This is a genomic window from Methylomicrobium sp. Wu6 (assembly GCF_035916875.1).
In the GTDB taxonomy this organism is placed as follows: Bacteria; Pseudomonadota; Gammaproteobacteria; order Methylococcales; family Methylomonadaceae; genus Methylomicrobium.
Window position 1 is genome coordinate 33,320 of sequence record NZ_JAXUHN010000052.1, and the last position, 22,442, is coordinate 55,761.

20 protein-coding genes are annotated in these 22,442 nt (G+C 51.0%); 1 reads left to right on the forward strand and 19 read right to left on the reverse strand.

The genetic code is table 11. The features are described from left to right. Positions 1 to 26: 26 nt before the first annotated feature. The 6 genes from U2W12_RS04835 to U2W12_RS04860 form a co-directional block, all read right to left on the reverse strand. Complete coding sequence (locus U2W12_RS04835; RefSeq protein ID WP_326499539.1) at positions 27 to 761, reverse strand: hypothetical protein; 735 nt, start codon at positions 759 to 761, stop codon at positions 27 to 29. Beyond that, positions 758 to 1,471 carry a CpsB/CapC family capsule biosynthesis tyrosine phosphatase gene (locus U2W12_RS04840; RefSeq protein WP_326499540.1) on the reverse strand — a complete coding sequence of 238 codons (714 nt, stop codon included), beginning with the start codon at positions 1,469 to 1,471 and terminating at the stop codon, positions 758 to 760. Before U2W12_RS04840 ends, U2W12_RS04835 begins: the two co-directional genes overlap by 4 nt. A 91-nt stretch (positions 1,472 to 1,562) precedes the next feature. Then, a complete protein-coding gene (locus U2W12_RS04845; RefSeq protein ID WP_326499541.1) occupies positions 1,563 to 3,845 on the reverse strand; it encodes a polysaccharide biosynthesis tyrosine autokinase in 2,283 nt (760 codons plus the stop codon). Further along, positions 3,845 to 4,393: a polysaccharide biosynthesis/export family protein gene (locus U2W12_RS04850; RefSeq protein ID WP_326499542.1), complete on the reverse strand. Its 549-nt coding sequence runs from the start codon at positions 4,391 to 4,393 to the stop codon at positions 3,845 to 3,847. Before U2W12_RS04850 ends, U2W12_RS04845 begins: the two co-directional genes overlap by 1 nt. A gap of 16 nt (positions 4,394 to 4,409) precedes the next feature. Further along, on the reverse strand, positions 4,410 to 5,681 hold the full coding sequence (locus tag U2W12_RS04855; RefSeq protein WP_326499543.1) for an outer membrane beta-barrel protein: 1,272 nt from the start codon (positions 5,679 to 5,681) through the stop codon (positions 4,410 to 4,412). Positions 5,682 to 5,697: 16 nt separating this feature from the next. Continuing rightward, positions 5,698 to 7,146, reverse strand: coding sequence for an O-antigen ligase family protein (locus tag U2W12_RS04860; RefSeq protein WP_326499544.1), 1,449 nt, complete (start codon positions 7,144 to 7,146; stop codon positions 5,698 to 5,700). Between the two features lie 323 nt (positions 7,147 to 7,469). Here U2W12_RS04860 and U2W12_RS04865 point away from each other — a divergent pair, with 323 nt between their 5' ends. Beyond that, a complete protein-coding gene (locus U2W12_RS04865) occupies positions 7,470 to 7,724 on the forward strand; it encodes a hypothetical protein (RefSeq protein ID WP_326499545.1) in 255 nt (84 codons plus the stop codon). A gap of 154 nt (positions 7,725 to 7,878) precedes the next feature. Here the strand turns inward: U2W12_RS04865 and U2W12_RS04870 are convergent, their stop codons facing one another. The 13 genes from U2W12_RS04870 to U2W12_RS04930 form a co-directional block, all read right to left on the reverse strand. Beyond that, entirely contained in the window at positions 7,879 to 9,264 is a 1,386-nt protein-coding gene (locus tag U2W12_RS04870) for an undecaprenyl-phosphate glucose phosphotransferase (protein ID WP_326499546.1), read from the reverse strand. A gap of 825 nt (positions 9,265 to 10,089) precedes the next feature. Continuing rightward, positions 10,090 to 12,174 carry a polyribonucleotide nucleotidyltransferase gene (gene pnp, locus U2W12_RS04875; protein WP_348529886.1) on the reverse strand — a complete coding sequence of 695 codons (2,085 nt, stop codon included), beginning with the start codon at positions 12,172 to 12,174 and terminating at the stop codon, positions 10,090 to 10,092. Between the two features lie 91 nt (positions 12,175 to 12,265). Beyond that, complete coding sequence (gene rpsO, locus U2W12_RS04880; protein ID WP_326499548.1) at positions 12,266 to 12,535, reverse strand: 30S ribosomal protein S15; 270 nt, start codon at positions 12,533 to 12,535, stop codon at positions 12,266 to 12,268. A gap of 161 nt (positions 12,536 to 12,696) precedes the next feature. Further along, a complete protein-coding gene (gene truB / locus U2W12_RS04885) occupies positions 12,697 to 13,596 on the reverse strand; it encodes a tRNA pseudouridine(55) synthase TruB (protein ID WP_326499549.1) in 900 nt (299 codons plus the stop codon). After that, the gene (rbfA, locus tag U2W12_RS04890) at positions 13,593 to 13,967 is read right to left on the reverse strand and encodes a 30S ribosome-binding factor RbfA (RefSeq protein WP_326499550.1); all 375 of its coding nucleotides are present in this window, start codon (positions 13,965 to 13,967) and stop codon (positions 13,593 to 13,595) included. The genes truB and rbfA overlap by 4 nt, the downstream gene beginning before the upstream one ends. Positions 13,968 to 13,973: 6 nt before the next feature. Beyond that, positions 13,974 to 16,649 (reverse strand): translation initiation factor IF-2, encoded by a 2,676-nt coding sequence (infB, locus tag U2W12_RS04895; protein WP_326499551.1) that lies wholly within the window; start codon positions 16,647 to 16,649, stop codon positions 13,974 to 13,976. 14 nt (positions 16,650 to 16,663) lie between these two features. After that, positions 16,664 to 18,202 (reverse strand): transcription termination factor NusA, encoded by a 1,539-nt coding sequence (gene nusA / locus U2W12_RS04900; protein WP_326499552.1) that lies wholly within the window; start codon positions 18,200 to 18,202, stop codon positions 16,664 to 16,666. Then, positions 18,192 to 18,677 (reverse strand): ribosome maturation factor RimP, encoded by a 486-nt coding sequence (gene rimP, locus U2W12_RS04905; RefSeq protein ID WP_326499553.1) that lies wholly within the window; start codon positions 18,675 to 18,677, stop codon positions 18,192 to 18,194. The genes nusA and rimP overlap by 11 nt, the downstream gene beginning before the upstream one ends. A gap of 592 nt (positions 18,678 to 19,269) precedes the next feature. Beyond that, the gene (locus tag U2W12_RS04910; RefSeq protein WP_326499554.1) at positions 19,270 to 19,602 is read right to left on the reverse strand and encodes a DUF5615 family PIN-like protein; all 333 of its coding nucleotides are present in this window, start codon (positions 19,600 to 19,602) and stop codon (positions 19,270 to 19,272) included. Continuing rightward, the gene (locus tag U2W12_RS04915) at positions 19,599 to 19,832 is read right to left on the reverse strand and encodes a DUF433 domain-containing protein (protein ID WP_326499555.1); all 234 of its coding nucleotides are present in this window, start codon (positions 19,830 to 19,832) and stop codon (positions 19,599 to 19,601) included. Before U2W12_RS04915 ends, U2W12_RS04910 begins: the two co-directional genes overlap by 4 nt. A 361-nt stretch (positions 19,833 to 20,193) precedes the next feature. Further along, positions 20,194 to 21,498 carry a phage major capsid protein gene (locus U2W12_RS04920; protein WP_326499556.1) on the reverse strand — a complete coding sequence of 435 codons (1,305 nt, stop codon included), beginning with the start codon at positions 21,496 to 21,498 and terminating at the stop codon, positions 20,194 to 20,196. Positions 21,499 to 21,649: 151 nt separating this feature from the next. Then, entirely contained in the window at positions 21,650 to 21,820 is a 171-nt protein-coding gene (locus tag U2W12_RS04925) for a hypothetical protein (protein ID WP_326499557.1), read from the reverse strand. Continuing rightward, on the reverse strand, positions 21,807 to 22,085 hold the full coding sequence (locus U2W12_RS04930) for a hypothetical protein (protein WP_326499558.1): 279 nt from the start codon (positions 22,083 to 22,085) through the stop codon (positions 21,807 to 21,809). The genes U2W12_RS04925 and U2W12_RS04930 overlap by 14 nt, the downstream gene beginning before the upstream one ends. Positions 22,086 to 22,442 lie beyond the last annotated feature (357 nt).

The window sequence follows — 22,442 nt, forward strand, 5'->3', positions numbered from 1 at the left end:
ATGATTTCAAGTTAAATTGATATAACTTAAGGGCAATAGCTATGCAATTGGCGCTGAGTCGTACTTTTTATTTGTTCTTCGCAAACTCGAACAAAATTGGCGTGCGACAAGATTATGCTTGTATCAAAAAGCTCGCTGTGCTGCATTCGATCCATCTCCAACGCTTGCGCCACGGCTTGCGATACGTGCAGACGTTCCGCGTCCTGCAGGATCGGCCAATAATTCAATCCCGCTATTGCCACGCCATATTGAACCGACCGCTCCCAAGGCCCCAAATACAGCGCCCGTTCAATAGCGCCGGCTAATTCGTCATCGAATTGTTTTAGCGCCAGCTTACTGATAGCCAACCGCTTCCAGAGATAAGGCCAGGAAGGCATTAGATATAGGCCGCGGCGCGCGTAGTCCAGGGCTTTAGCTTCGTTATCGTTCCAGGCCAGCTCCTGGATAAGGGGATTTCCGCCGAACTCCAAGGTATCCAGCTTCTGATAAAAATTTTCCGCCAGTTCGAAATAACGCGCATAAGCAGGGCGCAGTTCCAGGGTGCGATCCAAGTGCTGCCGGGCCAGACGCCATTGCTCGGCATTTTTGTTCGATAAGTTGCGATCCACGGTATCCAGGTGATGGCTCAGCTGCGTCGCATAAACATCGGCCAACGACCAGCGTATTGCGGTATTGGCCAGCATGATCAGCCCCACTATGGCCGATAGGTATAAGCCGGCCTGGAATGCCGGTTTTAAGCCGGAATGGCCGCCAGCGATCATGACAGCATCGTTTCGGCATTGCCGCTGAACAGGGCTCGGGTCTTATCGCCCCCTATGATCGGCAATAACATATCGTGCGCGGCTTTCAGGGTTGGCCGGCGTTTGTAAAGATTGTGGGCGTCGGTCGCGATCAGCATCGCCATGTCTTTTCGGATGAATGAAAGCGCCAGTTGTTGAGAAACTTCGCCAAACAACCCGGTTACCGAGTCCGCGGTAATTTGCAACAGGCAACCTCTGCTTACAAAGGGTTTGATCTTTTCCGGGTGGCGCATCACGCCCTGGTTACGTTCGGGATGCGCGATAAGCGGAAGTATGTCGCGCCCAATCAGCCAATCGATGAGTTTGTCCGCGCCTACCGGAATCTGATCGTGGGGGAACTCCAGCAAGATCAGCCGCATGCCTTGCCAACGCCCGAGAAAGGGAATTCTTCCCTGATTAATCAAGCCGGGTAACTCGGCACACACACGGACTTCGGCGGCCATGCCAACCTGCAACGGGATATTCTCGCCGGCCAGCCGGTTTTGGAATGCCTCGAATACGCGCCGGATGTTTTCGATATCGTTATCGTAGCATCCCGGTTTAATGTGTGGAGTCAGCACACAGCGGCGGGTGCCGTGGTCAACCGCAAAACGCGCCATTTCCAGCGCTTGCTCCATGGTTTTGGGGCCATCGTCTATGCCTGGCAACATGTGGCAGTGCAGATCAATCATGGGTTAGAGTTTGTTGTTTCGGGGTCAATATTTATGCCAGTGAAAATATGCTTTGAAACGGCGTATCATGCGCGATAAAGCAGCAGTTAAATCAAGAAGAACCGGCTTCATCCGCGCCATACGCCGATTGGTAATAGTAATAGCCGCTGTATTCGCCGTGCCCGTAATACTTGCTATTTTCGACATCCATTTGGGTCAGCACCACGCCAGCCAATGGCGCGCCAAACCGTTCAAGCGTTCTGAGCCCATCTTTTACCGCCTTGATCGATGTCGCATCAGCTTTCACGGCATAGATAACCGAGCGCACATGTTGAGCCAACCATTGCGCATCGCTAACCGTGTGCACCGGCGGCGAGTCGATCAGGATCAGACTGTAGCGTTTTTCCAGCTCTTCCAATAACTCGGCAAATGACTTCGATGCCAATAATTCCAGCGGGTTTGGAGGCGGCATGCCGGCAGGCAAGATATCAAGAGCCAAGTCCTCCACGGCATGCAGGCATTCATCCAGTTTGGCGTTGAGCGCCAACGCATGTGTCAAGCCTGGAGCTTTGAGTGGGAGTTGAAAGCGTTTTGCCAGCGTCGGCCTGCGCAAGTCGGCTTCTATCAGCAGAACTCGTTGCTCAGTATTTTCCATTTGCGCGAGCGATTGCGCCAGGTTCATCGCCAGCGTGGACTTACCCTCTCCCGGAAGCGATGACGTGACCATCCAGATGTTATGCGGACTGTCCAATGCGGACAACACCAAACCCGTTCTTATTGTACGCACGGCTTCGGCGAACACTCCCCGCGGTTCGCGCACGACCAATTGCCCCAAGGCTTCGGGCTGGTTGCGCAGCCTATCCAGCAACGGGATGACGCCAAGGAACGGCTGATCGAGCTTTCTTTCAACATCGTCCGGCGATTTGAAGGTGGAATCCAGATAGTCCAGCAGGAAGGCAACCAGCACACCGAAAAATACCATGCCGACAAAGGTCAATGCCAATATCAGTTTCTTCTTGGGCTTGACCGGATCGAGCGGAATGCTGGCTTTATCGATGAAACGGATGTTGGCGGCGCCGAGTTCGGCGGCTTCATTCGCTTCCTTGAAGCGGTTGATAAAGGTTTCGTACAGATTTTTATTGGATTCGACTTCTCGCTGCAATTCGCTAAGCCGACTTTGCTTGCGGCCAATTTTCTGCACTTGCGACTTGTTGCCTTCTATGCTCGACAGAACCGCTTGCTCGTTGGACCTGGCAATTTCATAGCGGCTCTTGATGCTGGAGACGATGCTCGCCAGTTGTTTTTCCAGTAATCCGTGGATGGCCGAGCGCTCCGATTGAAGAGCCAACATTGCCGGATGTTGCGGCCCATAGCGTTCGCCAAGATCCGATTCCTTACTGGCCAATTCGGCTTCTTTGTTTCTCAAATCCTGGATCACACGATCCTCCAGGACTTCGGGAACTTGTTCCAGCCCGTTGCCCGATTTAATTTTGTTATAGGTGCTCTCCGCTTCGATACGCATCTGGCGCACACTAGCCAAGGTTTCGGTGTTTTTTTCGATTTCCTTGGCGCTCAACGTTAGCACGCCTTCCAGATCGACCAGATGCTCCTTGGCCAGATAATCCTGCAAGCGGTTTTCGGACTCGGTCAGCCTGTCTTTTAAGGATTGCAATCGATCGGAAAGCCATTCCGCCGCCTTGCGTGTGTCCTCCATGCGCGCTTCGAGGCCGCTCTCGATAAATGTCTCGCCCAGCGCGTTCACCACATCGCGCGCCAGCTTGGGGTCCTTGGCATCAAAACTGACATCGACCAACTGCGTTTTTACGCGGGGTTTGACGTTCAGACGCTCCAGGAAGTCTTTAAGCAACAGTTCTTCAGCCTTTAAAGTCTCGTCAACCCCTGTGCCTTCCGGCTTATCCTGAGCGAGAGCCGGCAACATCGCCAGCCAGTCCTTCCAAAACGGCTGACCCTCGTTTTCAGGCGGTATCTCCTTGAATTCCGGATGGGTAGCCAGCTTCAATTTCTGAATGACTTTGCGCGCCAAATCGGGGGACTTGATAATTTCGAACTGGGTTTGAAAATATTCCGCGCGAGTAGTATCCATCGAATAAACGTCTTCGATCGACAGCAGATTGGAGTGCTTGCCTTCCACCAGCAGTGTTGCGGAGGAACGATAGACGGGCTTCATCGTAAAAACGAAGAGGCTCGCCAATACCGTTGCCACCAAAGCCAACAGCAATATCCGCCATTGATATTGGCGCACGACACGCCAATAGTGGCGCAGGTCTATGCTGTCTTCCTCCATAAAAGCTTCATCCTGAAAGGCTCTATCCATTCTGAAATTTTGTTCCCGCAAGGCTGTTTGCCCCGTGGCCCTTAGTTTTAAATCATTCATCAGAAAAAGCTCTCCTCGACGATCACGATATCTCCCGGAGCGATAGGCGCATTCAACTCCACTTCAATGCCTTCACGATTGGCGTCTTTTTCGCGCTCGAGCAGAACGCTGGATTGCGAAGCCCGCTCGGTAAAGCCGCCGGCTATCGAGATAGCCTTTTGTACGGTCAGCCCTGGAAAGTAGGGGAACGCCCCCGGTTGTTTGACTTCACCGTTCACAAAAAACTCGCGGTACTCCAGAACCGACACGCTAACGCTCGGATCTTTCAAATAGCGGCCGCTTAAGCCCTGCGTGATTTTGTCTTTGAGTTTGCCAACCGTTAAGCCTTTCACATTCATTTCGCCCAGGAAAGGAAAGATGATGGTGCCGGCGTCGGTCAACTTGGCTTCCATCGTCAGATCGGGTTCGCGGAACACCGTAATCAGAATTTTGTCCCCCGCGCCAAGCTCATAGTTGGACATTGAACCGTTTCCCGCATTGGTCTCGGCATTTGCGGAAGCAACAGCCGAGATGAGTAGCGCAACATATAAAAATAAAATTTTGTTCATGAATGTATTTGTCACTTCAATACCATGTAGCCCAGGGGGTTTTGGCTTCGTCGGAAATACGCGGATTGCCGGTAATATAAAACATAGCCACATTCTGATTAAAATTCAGTTGATTATTATCCGACTTCAGGCTTCGATACGAGTAATTGATGCCAACGCCCAACCAGCGCCGGACGCCATAATTCAGGTCGAGACCAAACGAGGTATAGTCATCCTGTCTATGGATGCCCACATTGTCGGCATTTTCGCGCGCCCCGAACAATTGGGTCGTCACGCGCGGGGTCCAGTCATGCGTCCAGTTCAAACGGAAGCGGTCGGATGCGCGGATATTACTGCTTGCAATCGTCGGCACCGCATCGCGGGCAATGCTCAAATTAAAACGCGAATAAGTCAACGGCGCCCAATAGGCGGAAAGGTCCCATGTCGCATCGGAAAATCCCCTTGATCCGGAGTTGTCGAATGTCTGCCGCAAATAACCGATTCGCGCGCTCACTCGAGTTTTGGCCGAGTACAACCACGTGCCGCCGACCAGAAAGCGTTGTTTGAGGCTATCGAAGGCCGACGCCTCCGTCTGCCTGTACTTGACCCATATATTTTCAACCTGGGTCTGCAACGTGGTCTTTGGCGCCACCCGGAAATAAAAACCGGGTGTCACAGCAAACTGCGTTCTATCTTGTCTCGCAGTAAATTCGGGATTATTTTGAAAGGCATAGTCCTGAACATTGAACTTCAACTCCAAATTGCCTTTGGCTTCGACCCTGCCGTAACGATAGGCCGCATCGACGCTATGCAGGTGGTATTGATCGGGTTCGGATCGTCCTGTTATGCCAAGCGAATCTTTGCCGATCGTCCCTATTGGATTAATTAAATCTCTGCCAAGGAAAATCCCTCTCTGGTAATGGCTATCCAGATAGCCGAGATTCACATCCAACCGGTTGCGGCTGGTAAATTCAATATGCGAAGTCCCTCCGACAAAATGATCGACATAATTGTCTTGCGGGCTGTCATGATACTGAGAGCTTTGCAGGGTATAAGTCAAAGCATATCGGTTCATCTGCCTTTCCAGCGCCAATTGCCCTCCCGCATGAAATTGCGTCAGGAAGGAAGCTTTTTTGAATCTATTTTGCTGAAAGATATTGTCATTGTACGACTCCGCCGCTTCGAAGATAGGCGCGAACTCAAAGGGGCCGGCGGGAATGATGACAGGTTCTTTTTTTATATCGAGCACTTCAGCCCATGCCGGATTGCAGGAAACTAACAAGCACCAGGCAAGCTTACGATGATTCACGCGCATAGTCATCGGATTAAATCGAAGTACGATCGGTAAGCGCTTGCCGGGCAACCTGCGGCAAAGCCAGGAGCGCTACAAATAACAGAATGTTGGCCGGAATCTGTAAATTGAAATCCACCGTGGAATGAATCAGCAGGCTGACCGTCCCCATAATCGATGCAAATCCCACACCTCTGAGCAGCCTTGATTCACTGCGCCGCAGCAGCGACCATCCATTCAGCAATCCGAACATCACCAACCCAGCCAAAGGAATACAACCGATGACGCCCAGTTCGACCCATAGTTGCAGATAATCGTTATGGGCATAATCGTAAAAGCCGCCGACGAATTGGCTGTATTTCGGAAAAATGTAAGCGAATGTGCCCGCTCCGGTTCCCGCAAGCCAAAAATCCGGAAGCATCTGCATCACGTATTGCACCGCTTCGTCTCGGGTTTCATGGTCGAGACCGGTATTTTCGATTCGGTTAATGACTTTGCCAATATCGAACCATGTACCCAACAGCAGAATATCCACCGTGACAATACTGAGTATGATGGAAATAAACCCCGGACGGCGAAATTGCCGGGTTGCAACCAAAGCGATGACAGACGTAATCAAAAGCGCATTAAAAAACCCTGCATTACCCATACGGGAATGCGTCATCAACAGGCCTATCACCATGATGACCAGCAAGCATCGCAATATTGCGATCGGGCTCATCAAGGTTTGCAGGATATAAGTCAAAACGCCGCGCCAATGTTGGCGAACTTGATCTGAAACCTTGCGTGAGCCCAATAATAAGCCAATGCCTACCGCCAAAGTCATTTCCAGGTATCCGGCCAAATGGTTTCGATTGACGAAGGTTCCTGTCGCATTGCCGATATAAGCCTTTTTGGGCACAAATAATAAATACTCCATGCCGGTCAACACCATCACCGTACCGTATAATGCCTGAAAAACGCCCGACAAAACGATCACATAACAAAACTGAACCAAGCGCTGGCGGCTGTTAATCAGTCCCTGCATCAGGATGACCATCGCAAAACACGCCAACGTCAGCATGGCTTGATCGATTGTTTTTCCCGGCTCCAATGAAATCGGAAATGCCCTCGAAGTTTGAGCAGGCTCCAAAATATTTTGCGCAGACGTATAAATTTCCTGCGTGACCGGGGACAGCTTGGACATCCAGCCGGCCGGTAACTCAAGGGTCGTCTGAGCCCACATCCAGACGGCGACAAGCAGCAACAAAAATGCGCAAAGACCGAAAGGCTGTCTATGTTGTTTCGCCGCATCCCTTAGCAAGCTATTGCATTCGATAATTAAATATCCTGTCAGCAGCATTAGGAATACGGCAGACAAGGCGAGAAATGCCCATCCTCGGTTACTGCCCAAGGGCAACGGAGAGATAATAAACACCGCCAAAAAAACCACATAGATCGAACGTTCCATCCAGCGAAAAAACACGGATCCGTTCATCTTCATTTAAGTTTACCCAGCTTAAAAATTCGCATCCAATCCGCTACAAGTCTGATCATTACCGCTTGTGGTAAGCAAGTCCAAGCAACAATTACAACGCCCTATTGTTAATGTTGCATCAAAAATGCGCTGCCCTCAGGACAATGCCATAAAAATCACTGCCGTTCCGGTATACTCATAATGAACAAGGGGATTGACGGAGCTCGGAGCCTAACAAGACAGGCTCGGAGGTTGTACGGAATCAACTCAGCCGAAGCCTGCCTTACTAAAACATTTTGACGTTAGCAAGGAGAAACATTCCCTCTGCAGTGGCCGGGCGCATCGTCACCATGACCATTACCACCGCCGTGATTGTGACCATTACCATTACCTTTGCCTTTTCCCTCACTATTACGAAAACCAGCGGCATTAGTGTTTTTCGCTCCAGTGATTCTCAAGCCATCGCGTGCATCGCTTCTTCATTCTGCAAAGGCCTGACTGCTAGCCATAAAAGTAAAAGCCACCGAAACCAGCAATTTAGTCGTCATAGATTATCTCCAATAATTAAAAAATCCCACCTCCCCCAAATTAAGCGCGAGAAGTGAAGAATAAAAAATATCAAACAACATGATCAATAAAAATCCCTTTATGGAAGAAATTAAAAGATTACCCCCCTGCGCTATATATCCAACGAAGACATTTTATTCTATCAATAAGCTAATAATCCGTAACTCCATAACAAATACAAAAATTAATCTTCTAATGCGCATTGGTTGTTTGAAACACTACACCAAATGTTCTGATGATGATCAGAATATCTAATAACATAGTCCAGCTCCTTAGGTATTCCAAATCATACTCAACCCTTTTTTCCATTTTATCGAGGGTTTCCGTTTCACCTCGCAATCCGTGCACTTGCGCCCAACCGGTAATCCCCGGCTTGACCTTATGACGCAACATATAACCATGAATCCGCTTTCTATATTCTTCATTATGCGCAACGGCATGAGGCCTAGGGCCCACTATGCTCATATCGCCTTTGACCACATTAAAAAACTGCGGAAGCTCATCCAAGGATGTCTTTCTTAGAAAAGCTCCAAAAGGGTAAATCCTAGGATCGTCTTTGGTTGCCTGTTGTATGCTCGGCCCGTTTTCGCATACGTTCATCGTTCTAAATTTGTAGACCTTGATTTCTCTGCCATCAAGTCCGTATCTTGATTGCTTAAAGAGCACCGGACCCGGCGATGACAGCTTGATAATCAATGTGATAAACACCAATAACGGCGAAATGAACAGCAAAATACATATGGACCCGAAGAAATCGAACGCGGCTTTCCAAATCGCGTTCAGATGCTGAATCGGGCTTTCCAATAACGATACGACAGGGATGTCGTGTATGGCATCAACACGCGACTGAATCAAGTTAAAACCCGAGATATCCGGCACCAGATAAATCGAAGACGTGGTATCACGCAATTCATCCAATAAATGAGTCATACGTTCTTCATATCCGACCGGCAAGGCAATAAAAACCACTTGAATGCCGTGCGCTTTGACATACGGTAAAATCTTATCAAAGCCGCCTAAAACTTTTTCCCGGCATTCCGGCATAATTCTGTTTGGCTCGCGCGCATCGAAAAACCCTTCAACTTGTATCAACAAGCTTGGATCTTTTAGGATTTCGCAGCTGAGCTGATAACCCACCCTTGTTGCGCCAACAATCACACTTTTGCGCAGCCTGATTTTCTGGTGCTGATTTTTCAGCCAAATATGAAGCAACCCATGCGCCGCCAACAAAAAGAAGGGCATGGATACCAACCAAGCCGTCATGATTGGCCTTTGCAGATGCCGAGCATACTGCGTATTTAAAAACAATGAATAAATCAGAAAAATAAATATGCTGCCACCCAACAGCATGACGGCTATATACGAATAGTCGTTCCCTCCACGAAAATTTAGCAGCGGCCTTAGCATTTGCGAGATGATCCAAGAAAACAATATTGCCGCTATGAACAGGATAGACAAGTAACTGTCCCATGGAACCCGATAAAAACAGATAAAAGCCAGAAAGGTCAATCCACAAATAGACGGATCCATGATTCTTTTAGCTAATGCAATAATCGGTGGTTCAGATAGAAACTTCATAGCTGTCATCCCTTTTTAAAATCAAAAAATCAGTCTAATACGCATAAAGAGCCAGAATAACGCCGCCAGCCAAGAGAGCCATTTCGCTCTTTTCTCTAAAGCCACCTAAACCCGATATCCATTTATTGCGACTTTTCCCTGTAAAATATGCTCTGCATTAACTGCAGCAATACCCAGGGCGATTGCATGAACAGTGATTGCTAATATAGGTAACTAAAAAAGCCACTTCTTAGGCCGTCTAAAATCTCAAGCGAAGATTATTCTGCGCGGAATTTGTACAAAATAAGGCTGGTATTACAGAAATTTATGTTCTCTCGTCCAAGGTATATTAGCAATTTCTGTTCGTGCAATTGCCCTGCAGCAATACCCTTGATTTTAGTTACATTAATTGCGTTTGAATTCGTGTTATTTTTTGTCAGAGAAACTATTGTAAACGTTATTCTTTACCAATCCGTGACTTCAATTTCCAACGATATAAAAAAATCCTGAACGTTTTTAGCGCGACAAAGAATAACTCGAAATATATCTTTAAATAACACTTAAACTCAGCGTCAAAGCCTCAGCTACCACACGAGAAAAACAGCCAATGAAGCTTCGCGATAAAAACTAAAAAACTAGCCGCAGCCGACTGTAAAACCTGTGGCATACAAAAAACACGACTTATAATCGAATTCTACTTGGGGAACATTAAAAAGATATTAATTAAAAAAGATTCAAAATTGTGACACCTAGTAATTATAGACCTCATTGCGGGATAAAATCCAGACATAGCACAAAAAAAAGGGCCTTACGGCCCTTTTTAAAATAGACGCAACCCAAAGTAGATTAGTCTTCTTTCTCAGCTTCCTTCATGCTCAGCCTGACGCGTCCCTGACGGTCGATCTCGAGCACCTTGACGCGGACCAAATCGCCCTCGTTCAGTTTGTCGCTGACTTTATCGACATGCTCGTTCGAGATTTGCGAGATGTGCACCAAACCATCCTTGCCCGGCAGGATCGTCACGAACGCTCCGAAGTCCATCAAGCGGACGACTTTGCCTTCGTAGATCTTGCCGACTTCGACTTCGGCGGTGATCTCTTCGATCAGACGGCGCGCTTCTTCGCCAGCCGCCTTGTCGACCGAGGCGATCTTGACGACGCCGTCGTCGGTAAGATCGACGCTCGCGCCAGTAATTTCGGTGATGCCGCGGATCGTCGCGCCGCCTTTGCCGATCACTTCGCGAATCTTGCTTGGATCGATCTTGAAGGTGATGATGCGCGGCGCATAATCGGACATGTGTTCGCGCGCGGTCGACAACACCTTGTTCATTTCGCCGAGAATGTGGATACGGCCTGTCTTGGCTTGCGCGAGCGCGGTCTTCATGATCTCGGCGGTGATGCCGTCGATCTTGATGTCCATTTGCAGTGCGGTGATGCCGTCTGAAGTACCCGCAACCTTGAAATCCATGTCGCCAAGATGATCTTCATCGCCCATGATGTCGGACAATACCGCAAACTCGTCACCCTCCTTGATCAGGCCCATCGCGATACCTGCAACCGGCGCTTTGATCGGCACGCCGGCGTCCATCAGCGCCAAGCTGCTGCCGCACACCGATGCCATCGAGCTGGAGCCGTTCGATTCGGTGATTTCGGAGACGACGCGGATCACATACGGAAACTCTTCCATCACCGGCAAAACGGCCAACACACCGCGCTTGGCCAGACGTCCGTGGCCGATTTCTCGGCGCTTCGGAGAACCGACGAAGCCGGTTTCGCCGACGCTGAACGGTGGAAAGTTGTAGTGCAGCATGAACAGATCTTTGTATTCGCCGGTCAGCGCATCGATAATCTGCGCATCGCGCTGGGTACCCAGCGTCGCGACGACCAAAGCCTGTGTTTCGCCACGGGTGAACAAGGCCGAGCCGTGCGTTCTTGGCAGCACACCGGTTCTGATCGTGATCGGACGAACCGAATCGAGTTCACGGCCGTCGATCCGTCTCTTCTCGCTCAGGATCGCGTGACGGACGATGTTGTATTCGAGATTTTCGATAATGTGGCGAATCGCTTTTTCAGTATACTCGCCGAGAGCGGTCAGCTTTTCGACCACCGCGGTGCGGATCACTTTCAGACGGTCCTGCCTGACCAGTTTTTCGGCAATCCGGTAGGCTTCCTTGATGTCTTCCTCCACTTCGGCGGTCACCAAGCGGACCAGTTCGGCATCGGCATCGGGAGCGGTCCATGTGACCACGCCGGCGCCAGCCGCCGCGGCAAATTCATTTATCGCATTGATGGCGATCTGCATTTGATCGTGACCAAACAAGACCGCGCCGAGCATTTCATCTTCGGTCAGGCAGTCAGCTTCGGATTCGACCATCAACACAGCATTGGCGGTACCGGCAACGACCAATTGCAGACGCGACTCTTTCAACGCCACCGGCGACGGGTTCAACAAATACTGGCCATCCTTGAAGCCCACGCGCGCCGCGCCGACAGGTCCGTTGAAGGGCAGCCCTGAAACCGCGAGCGCCGCAGAAGCGCCGATCAAGGCCGGAATTTCGGTATCGACTTCCGGATTCAGCGAGATGACCGTCGCGATGATCTGAACTTCGTCGGTGTAGCCTTCCGGAAACAGCGGACGCATCGGGCGGTCGATCAGGCGCGAAATCAACGTTTCCTGTTCGCTAGGGCGTCCTTCGCGCTTGAAAAATCCGCCGGGAATCTTGCCGGCTGCATAGGATTTTTCCTGATAATTTACCGTCAGCGGAAAAAAGTCGTTGCCGCCTGTGTCTTTTTTGCTAACGACGGTCACCAACAGCGAGGTGCCTTCGACATCGATGATCACGGCGCCATGAGCCTGGCGTGCGACTTCACCGGTTTCCAACGTCACAGTGCGATCGCCGTACTGAAATTCTTTCCTGATAGGATTCACTATTAGGTTCCTTTGCGTAGATGTTGTTTAAGTTAAAACTGAGGTAACGCTGAAATGCAAACGGCGCCGAACCGGCGCCGTTTGCTGTCTGGTTTTATTTGCGCAAGCCAAGACGTTCGATCAGCGTGCGGTAGCGGTCGCCGTCCTTATTTTTTAGATAATCGAGCAGTTTGCGGCGTTGATTGACCATCCGCAACAGACCACGGCGCGAGTGGTTGTCTTTTTTGTGCGCGGCGAAATGCGGCGTCAGGTGCTGGATGTGCGCGGTCAGGAGTGCGACCTGCACTTCCGGAGAACCGGTATCGGTTTCGGACAGACGGTATTCTTCAACGATTTTTTTCTTTTGTTCCGCAGTAAATGGCATTTTATTAAACCCTATGGATAGTTAGATAATTAAAAAAAGCCCTGATAAGGGCCGGTAACACACCCATTTCCACGATAGGGGGTAGAAGATGGGTACAGGGTGAAGGCACACGATTTAAGAGCAGTATTTTCTCCCAAACCTTACTAGCTGAGCCTTACACCTCAATTAAAATTGAACAATCTGCAAGGCGCTAGTTTACCATCCATTCGCATTTCGCCCAAGCCTAAAAACGCGCCGGCATGGTACAAGCGCACCTGACCTGGCGGGAACAATTCGGTCGTGACCGTTTGTCCGTTCCTGATCTTGCCGGCATCGAGATCGTGCAGTTCGACAGCAGGCATCGTTTGCAACGGCGTATCGACTTCGAGCAAACAGGCATCGAGTTGCTGCGCGTCCATGGCGCGTATTTGCTCGATCGTCAACGCCTTGTCGAGATGGAACACACCCGCCTGCAAGCGGCGAAGTTCCGCGACCGTCGCGCCGCAACCGAAATGCGCGCCGATGTCTTCGGCGAGCGAGCGGATATACGTGCCTTTCGAACAGAACACTTCCAGCTTCAGCCTGTCGCCCTTCAAAGAGAGCTGCTCCAGTGCGTAAATGGTGATACGCCGGGGCTTGCGTTCGACCGTCTTGCCTTCGCGAGCCAGTTCGTACAGCTTCTTGCCGTTCAGTTTCAATGCCGAATACATTGGCGGCACCTGGTCGATTTCGCCGGTGAAGCGTTGCAGGCATTCATCAAGCATCGATTGCGTAATCTCGGGTACCGGCCTGGTTTCGAGTATCAGCCCTTCGGCATCGCCGGTATCGGTCAACACGCCGAGTTGAATTACGACGCAATAGCGCTTGTCGTCATCGAGCATCATGCCCGACACCTTGGTCGCCTCGCCGAAACACAACGGCAATAGCCCTGTCGCCAACGGATCGAGGCTGCCGGTATGGCCGGCTTTCGCCGCATTTAGCAAGCGTTTGACTTCCTGCAATGCCTGATTCGAAGACACCCCGAGCCGTTTGTCCAACAACAAGATGCCGTGCACGTTGCGCCGGTTATTACGTTTGTTCATTCCTGATCTGCGTCTTGGCCGGTCTTGTCGATATCGCTGAGCAGTTCCGCGACGCGCATGCCGGTATCGAACGAATCGTCGTAAAGAAACCGCAGTTCCGAAATATGACGCAGCCGCATCCGCTTCGCGAGTTCGTGCCGGATCACCGGCGCCAGTTGGTTCAACCATTTGACATGATTGCGCTTGCCAACCGTATCCGCGTTTAAGACTGTGAAATAGATTTTCGCAACCGCCAGATCCTTGGTCAAATCGACTTCATTGATCGTGACGAAACCGAGCCTGGAGTCTTTCACGATCCGCTGCAGAATGAACGACAGTTCCTTCTGCATTTCGGATGACACGCGGGCGCTGCGTCCAAATTCTTTTGCCATGACTATTTACAATACGCGTTTGACTTCGGTCCGTTCAAAGACTTCGATCTGATCGCCGACTCTGACATCGTTATAGTTTTTGACGCCGATACCGCACTCCATGCCCATCTTGACTTCGGTCACATCATCCTTGAAGCGGCGCAGCGATTCGAGCTGGCCTTCATAGATCACCACGTTTTCACGCAGCACGCGAATCGGCAGATTGCGTTTGACGAATCCCTCGATAACCATACAGCCGGCGACCGCGCCGAATTTCGGCGAGCGGAACACATCGCGCACTTCGGCAAGCCCTACGATCTGCTCCTTGATTTCCGGCGCCAACATGCCGCTGATCGAGTTTTTGACTTCATCGATCGCTTCATAAATGACGCTGTAATAATGCAGATCGATGCCTTTATCTTCGATCAGCTTGCGCGCGGTCGCATCGGCGCGTACATTGAAGCCCATCAGGATCGCGCCGGACGCCAGCGCCAGGTTCGCGTCGCCTTCGTTGATGCCGCCGACGCCGCCATAGACCACCTTGACTTCGACTTCCGATGTCGAAAGATCGACCAAGGCGCTGCGTAGCGCCTCGAGACTGCCCTGCACGTCGGTCTTGATCACCAGATTCAGGCTCGCGATCTCGCCGGCGGTCATTCTGGAGAATACTTCGTCCAGCTTGGAAGCCTGCTGCGCGGCATGACGGGTGGTCCGCTTGCGTTCTTCCCGGTGCTTAGCAAGATCTTTGGCAATCCGTTCGTTTTGTACGACAAGGAACTCGTCGCCCGCGTTCGGCGTACCCGACAAGCCGAGGATTTCGACCGGAACCGAGGGGCCTGCTTCCTTGATCGCCTTGCCGTTTTCGTTGAACATCGCCCGTACCCGGCCGAACTCCTGGCCGCAAAGCACCATCTGGCCGCTTTCGAGCGTGCCTTTTTGCACCAGTATGGTGGCGACCGCGCCGCGGCCTTTGTCCAGGCGGGACTCAATCACGATACCTGAAGCCGGGCCTTCGACCGGCGCTTTCAGTTCGAGAATTTCGGTTTGTACGATCAAGGCTTCGATCAAATCGTCGATGCCCTCGCCGGTCTTCGCCGAAATTTTCAGGAACTGCACGTCGCCGCCCCACTCTTCGGCCAAAACGTTGATCACCGACAATTCCTGCATCACCTTATCGGGGTTCGCATCCGGCTTGTCGATTTTGTTAATCGCGACGATGATCGGCACATTCGCGGCGCGGGCGTGTTCGACCGCTTCCTTGGTTTGCGGCATCACGCCGTCATCGGCCGCGACCACGACGATCACCACGTCGGTCAGATCCGCGCCGCGAGCCCGCATCGCGGTAAACGCGGCATGGCCCGGCGTATCGAGAAAGGTGACCGAACCATGGTCGGTTTTGACTTGGTACGCGCCGATATGCTGGGTAATACCGCCCGCTTCGCCGGCCGCGACCCGTGTTTTTCGAATATAATCGAGCAGCGAGGTTTTACCGTGATCGACATGCCCCATGATAGTGACAATCGGCGCGCGCGGCAGCTCAGGAAAGACTTCTTCCGCTTGCGCTGCCTCGGCGAGCATTTCTCTTTCGAGATCGTCGTCGCTCTGCATGATCGCTTTGTGCCCCATTTCCTCGACTAAAATCGCCGCGGTTTCCTGATCGATGCTCTGGTTGATCGTCGCCATCATGCCGAGTTTCATCAATTGCTTGATGACCAGCGCGACCTTCACGCTCATTTTTTGGGCCAGATCGGAAACCAAAATCGTTTCGGGGATCGTGACCTCCTTCACCATCGGCGCGGACGGCATTTCGAACTGATGCTTGCCTTCAACCTGCGCACCCGAACGCTGCTGCTGCGGCGCCTTACCTTTTTTCTTCGGCCGGCGCGGTGCGTCCCGGCCTTCGGTAAACGGACTGTCATCGCGCTGTTTTTTGCGATGCAGCGTTTCCTGCTTCTGCTGGGCCTGCTGCCGGACTTTTTCGGCGGTGCGATTGATCGATTCCTCGACTCGCTGCTCCTTTTCGGTCATCTTCTTTTTGACTTCGACGACTTCCTTGGGTTTGCCGGCTTTTTCATTTTTGACTTTTTTGACTTCCTTAGCTTTGACTGCCTCTAATCGAGCTACCGGAGCCAGCTCAAGAATCGTCTCTTCCAAGTGCTCGGCAACTGGCACGGCTTCTTCCAGCTCGTACTCTTCCACAGGCTTTACAACCGGTTCAGACGCCGGAACGGTCGCTTCCAACACCGGTTCGGCCACCTTGACCGCTTCAATCGGCTTTTCTTGTTGCTCAAGAACCATGGCCGGCTCAACCGTTTTCACGACCGGCTGTTCTTCAGGCACCGGTTGCGGTGGTGCAGTCGTCTTTGTTTCAGCGGTTTCAGAAAGATCGCGCTTGTTGATATAGGTTTTCTTTTTGCGAACTTCGACACTGATCGTTTTGGTCGCAGTGCCCGGCACGCTCGCCTGTTTGATTTCGATTACCTTGCGCCGCTCCAGCGTCACGCGGCGGGGCGCGGTTTTTGACTCGCCTTCATCCTTGCCGTGGCGTTTGCGCAAATGCGTCAGAAGCCGCATTTTTTCATCTTCGCTGATCACGTCGTCCGGCGTATTGGCCGATAAACCCGCTTCCTTCAACTGTTCCAATAATCTTTCCAGAGGTATTCTGACTACCTCGGCCAATTGCCGTACTGTTTGATCGCTCATCGCCTACTCCCGCCTTACTCGCCTTTTTCTTCAGAAAACCAGGGCTCCCGCGCCTTCATAATCAACTTTGCCGCTCGATCTTCGTCCATCTCGGGTAAGCTCAGCAAGTCGTCTATCGACTGTTCAGCCAGATCGTCCATCGTGATTATACCGCGGCTTGCCAATTCATAAGCCAGATCCTTGTCCATACCCTCCATCTCTAAAAGATCCTGGGCAGGCTCGTTAGTTTCTATTTTTTCCTCGGCCGCGATCGCGCTGATCAACAACGAGTCTTTCGCGCGGCTGCGTAACTCGTTCACCAAATCTTCGTCAAAGCCTTCGATTTCGAGCATTTCGCTGACCGGCACATAAGCAATCTCCTCGATCGTATTGAAGCCGACTTCGACCAGAGTCATCGCTATATCGTCATCGACGTCGAGTTCCTTCACGAACATATCCTTGATCTTAATCGCTTCCGCTTCGTTATTCGCTTCGGCTTTCGATGCATCGATCACGTTCAGCTCCCAGCCGGTCAATTGGCTCGCCAAACGCACGTTCTGGCCGCCACGGCCGATCGCCTGCGACAGATTGTCGGTGCTTACCGCCAGATCCATTGAATGTTTGTCTTCATCGACCACGATCGACTGAATTTCGGCCGGAGACATCGCATTGATTACATACTGCGCTTCGTTCGGATTCCAAAGAATGATATCGACGCGTTCGCCGGCCAATTCATTCGAAACCGACTGTACGCGCGACCCGCGCATCCCGACGCAAGCGCCGACCGGATCGAGGCGTGGATCGTTGCTCTTGACCGCGATTTTCGCACGCGACCCCGGATCACGCGCCGCACCCATCAGCGAGATCATACCTTCGCCGACTTCGGGCACTTCCAGGCGAAACAGCGCAATCAATAATTCCGGCGCGGTGCGACTAACAAACAACTGCGGACCGCGAGGCTCGGAGCGCACATCCTTCAAATAACCACGAATACGGTCGCCGACGCGAACCGCTTCGCGCGGAATCATGTCTTCTCGTGAAATATAAGCTTCGACATGGCCACCGAGATCCAGATAGACGCTGCCCTTTTCAACGCCCTTCTCCATCCCTTTTTCAATCCGCTTGACGACGCCGGTAACCAATTCGCCGACCCGGCTTTTATAGGCGTCGACGATTTTTTTACGTTCCGCTTCGCGAACTTTATGGATGATCACCTGTTTTGCAGTCTGCGCCGCGATACGGCCGAAGTCAACCGATTCGATCTCCTCCTGAGCCACATCACCGACCTGGGCATTCGGATTGTCGAGCTTCGCCACGTCAAGCAAAATCTGCGTACTCGGAAACTCGACATCGCCGTTGATTTCGCTATTCGGCGCAACTACGTCCCACAGCCGATAAGTCTTATAATCGCCGGTCTTTCTATCGATCTCGACGCGGGCCTTGATCGGATTGGGATAGCGCTTGACCGTCGCCATTTCCAATGCCGATTCAATCGCCTGGAAGACAACCTCTTTTTCGATGGCTTTCTCGTTGGAAAAAACATCCACGACCAACAAAATCTCTTTATTTGCCACTGCGTACTCCTTTTTCGATTAAATAGTCCGGCACCAGACGCGCCTTACTGATCGCCGAAAACGGCACATCGAAACTTTGGCCATTTTCGGTCAATGTAATGATCTCTTCTTCGACTTTTTCGATCCGACCGGTGATCCGTTTACGTCCGCCGATCGCCTTGAATAGATTGACTTGCACGGTGCTGCCCTGGAAGCGTTCAAACTGACTGATCTTGAAAAACGGCCGGTCCGCCCCAGGCGAAGACACTTCCAACTGATAATTGTCAGAAATCGGATCTTCGACATCGAGCACGCCGCTAATCTGGTGGCTCACCTTCGAGCAGTCGTCGACCAGGATACCGTTGTCGCTGTCGATATAGATTCTCAACAAACCATGACGCGGATGCGGGTGATATTCAATGCCGACACATTCATAACCCAAGCCTTCCACGACCGGCTCGATCAAGGCAACCAAATGTTCGGGGGCCTGCTTCATTGTTCCTCGCTTTTTCACCGCACAAAAAAAAAGAGCCCGAGGCTCTTATCATTAACAACCAAATGCTGCAACCACAAAACCGGGGCCCGGAAAATAAAAAACCCCATAATGGGGCTTCCGTGTAAGTGGTAGCGGGGGCTGGATTTGAACCTACGACCTTCGGGTTATGAGTTCGCCCTGCCCTCAATGTTACACGCCGTTACGCGCTGATACATCCTAAGAACAGCATTGTATAACACTTTTTTTGTTTTTTCAACGTGTTTCGAAGCGCAAAACTAAAAATCCGAGTGCCCTAGGTTGTGCTCTAGTCGCGTCTATGCCCGAGGGTTAAGTGCCATGACCACACCCAAAGTGCCGCCAAATTTTTAGGAAAATTGACCAACGGGTTGTTTTCCTTATGGTCGTTTTGGGGCAAAAAATGAACTTTTAGAGATTTTTCAGGGCACAACGACCTTCGGGATTCCGGAAAAACTGGTCAACATTGCCAGCCAATTAAGGATTTTTGAGGTAATTTGACCCATAGGTTTACGACCCGTTGGTAACAAGCTGATCGCCAGGCAGGGTTCTAATATTTCATCAATATTGCAAATACTTAATAAATTTCGATACAGGTCTTATCGTCGGCAAACAAGGCCTGCTCGATGATGGGCTGATTATCCAGTAGGGTTTTAATCATGGCGGCTTTGGTTTGATTGCCCACTTTCAGCCAGACGATTTTAGGCGGCTGCCCGTAAATCAAGCTGAGTTCGTAAAAATCGGCGTCCTGAGTCACAATCACATAATCGTGATCTATCGCGTATTGGCGGATACTTTTATCGTTCGCTTGCTCCAGCCCGAGCAAAGCCACTTGGGTTGAACCGGGATAGCGGTCCAGAATAAAGGGTACGATTCGTCGCGACAGGTTTTCATCCAGCAGCAATTTCATAAGGCCCGGACGCTGGCTAGGTTATGCTCCCGATCGGCCGCGAAACATAAACAGGCGCTGATGTCGTCAGACGTCAGTTCCGGAAAATCATCCAGGATTTCGGCTTGCGTCATACCTGCAGCCAACCATGACAGCACATCGTAAACGGTAATCCGCAAGCCTCTGATGCAGGGCTTACCGCCTCTTTTACCGGGTTCCAGGGTGATGATGTCTTGATAATGGGTCGTCATATGAGGCTCCTTCGGATCATATCCAGACAATAATCCGCTCACGGCCCCGCGTCAATGCGCCAGGCACAAAAAAACCGGCTTAACGCCGGTTCTGGATTTGGTTTTTTCGCGTGAGCCAGTAATGTCCATAAGACATGAAGCCCGCTCTTGCCCAAGGTGTCATAATCAAACCTATGTTGTTGGAAAGGAAGCCGGCCACGAAGGCAACATGATTAGATCATGTAAGAGGCCCAACGTGAGTTTTTAAATGCTGACAATTGATCCTTCTGCCGGCGGTCGTGGTTTTTTCGGCACTCACGACTAACCCGCCAGCCGCATCTAGAAGACGCGGCTGGTCATGAAAATCACGACACGCGTGAAATTAGGTAGAAAACTTCAAACACTTGATCGCATTGGAGTCACGAATACTCCAGCCTGTGCGCTTGTAGACGTAGACGCGTAAATTCGGCTTATCCGTGAAAGGATCGAGTAACACTTTGTTTCCGGGTCGTTCGACGGCCCGTATACCTGTCGCCCAATCACCGAACCAGATAGATTTGCTATCCGCCGCAATGGCCGGCGCCGCTTCCGAGATAATAACCGGCCGGCCCATAAGTGTGGGCGGATCGCCAGCGGCAACCGCATCATTCCACAAATATTGGCTATTTTGGTCTTTCTCTTTCGAAATGGCCGCCGCTGTGGCGCTATTCATGACCCAGCTTGCCCGCGAGCGATACCCGGCCTTGAGCTTGTAAAACAGCGTTTTAATCGGGTCTAAAGGCCCATTGGTTTCGGTTGGAAAATCCCCGGAAACCCCGGAAACCACGTGTTCCAATTGGCCCCATGCGCGGCTTACATCAGCGGTAGCCGCTGTGGTGTAGCTTAACAAGCCCTTGGGCGCAATGACGCCATCACCATTAAACAAGGCGTCTTCCTCGGCCTCAGCGAACGACAAACCGCACTCGTTAACCAGGAAATCAACCATTGCGGTGCTGCTGTCGTCGGCTAAACGCTGGCTTAACGTCGGCATGGCGTACAACTCAAGCAATGGCGTGGTGATTTTTTTCAAGTTGGGCGTATTGGTCACCGGACGGCTCGTAGTCTCGCCCACCCATGACGCCCCAACCGCAGAAGCCGATACCAATTCTTCGTAGCTGTCGCCTGTTTCCAGTTCGACAAAATTAACCAGGCTACGCAGCGCCGAATTATTGCGAACAATTGTGCCGATGCCGTCGGCCAGGAACGGATAGACCGTCCAACCGCCATCCGGCCCGCTGCCGGATGACATCGCCTTAATTTCGCCGCGTGAGCGGATAAAATCGGCCATGCTGGCTTTGCTGTCGTACAGCTCGCCTGATAACCTGGAGCCGCCGCCTACATTTGGCCGGTTGGCTTTTATCAGGATGTCGATCACATCCTTCTCCAGTGATTTGATCTTCTGGTCGTTTCGTTTTACAAAATCCTCGAAATGCTGACCTTGTTTTTCAAGCAGATCGTTGATGTCACCCAGCGAGACAGTCCCAAGACCAGCTAAAAAAATGCCTTCGTGACCTATATTCCAGCCAGCCCAAGAGGCAATAAATGCACCTAGAACGGCTAACAAACCCCATGCATGGGATTTAATGTAACTTGTAAACATAAGATTTTTCCTTTGAAAGTAAATGGATAATATTTCAAAGGCTTTCATTTTGCCCGCATCTTTAAACGCTCTTCACGTCGCAGGGTTTCAACCTCGGCTTGCGCCTGACTTCCGTTTTGCCCGCATCTTTAAAGGGGTTAGCCTCGCAGGGTTAGAAGCTAATATTATTATAACATCACATATTAATTATTAATCAATATTACTCGTTCAACATCAACCATAAAATACCGAGAAAATCATTTGTCGCTGGCTTGGCCTGACTATTGGCATACCCAATTGATTTTAACTTTTTCTCAATATCACGCGGCCTTGTTGTTTGCATGAATACCCAAATTGCCAGCTTGCGAAACAGAGTTTTAATGATGCCCACGCGCCTGCCCTCCTGTAGTTGGCCGCAATACCTCTAACTGGGTTGATTCGACTATAAGCAAAAGCTGCTCACAGAACACCGCTGTGTTATGGGCAGCGCGTTCAAATTCTGACTTTCCACCCTGAGAGAGCACTTGATAAGCCATAAGCATGATGACATCAGCCAGTAAGTCATCATTTAAGTTATTCCCCAATGAATCAACTATTGCATCCCGGCCAGCAATATAGGCATTGTGGAGTAATCTTTTTCTTTCTGTTTCATTCATGGTAGTTTTTCCAGTGATTTAAAATTCAAATTAATTCAACAATATCTGTATTAAGTGGGTTTTTTCTATTTAATTCAAAATTCGCGAATACAAGACTTGGGCACGCTGAAAGAGGGAAGGAATGCAGAGATTTACCCCGCCCCCGCCCGCTCTTCATTCCGCGTCTTTGCGCTATGGCATGACATGCAGAGCGACTGCAGATTGGCTTCGTCATACTCCGCCCCGCCTTGCGATCTTGGGGTGATAAGTGCCTCGCAGAAAGTTGATTGGCGTTAAACTAAAAGCTTTTTAGAACCAGCAGGAAACAGAGTTGGCAAGGGTTGCCCGATTAGAACTATCAGAAAACGATGACGCATG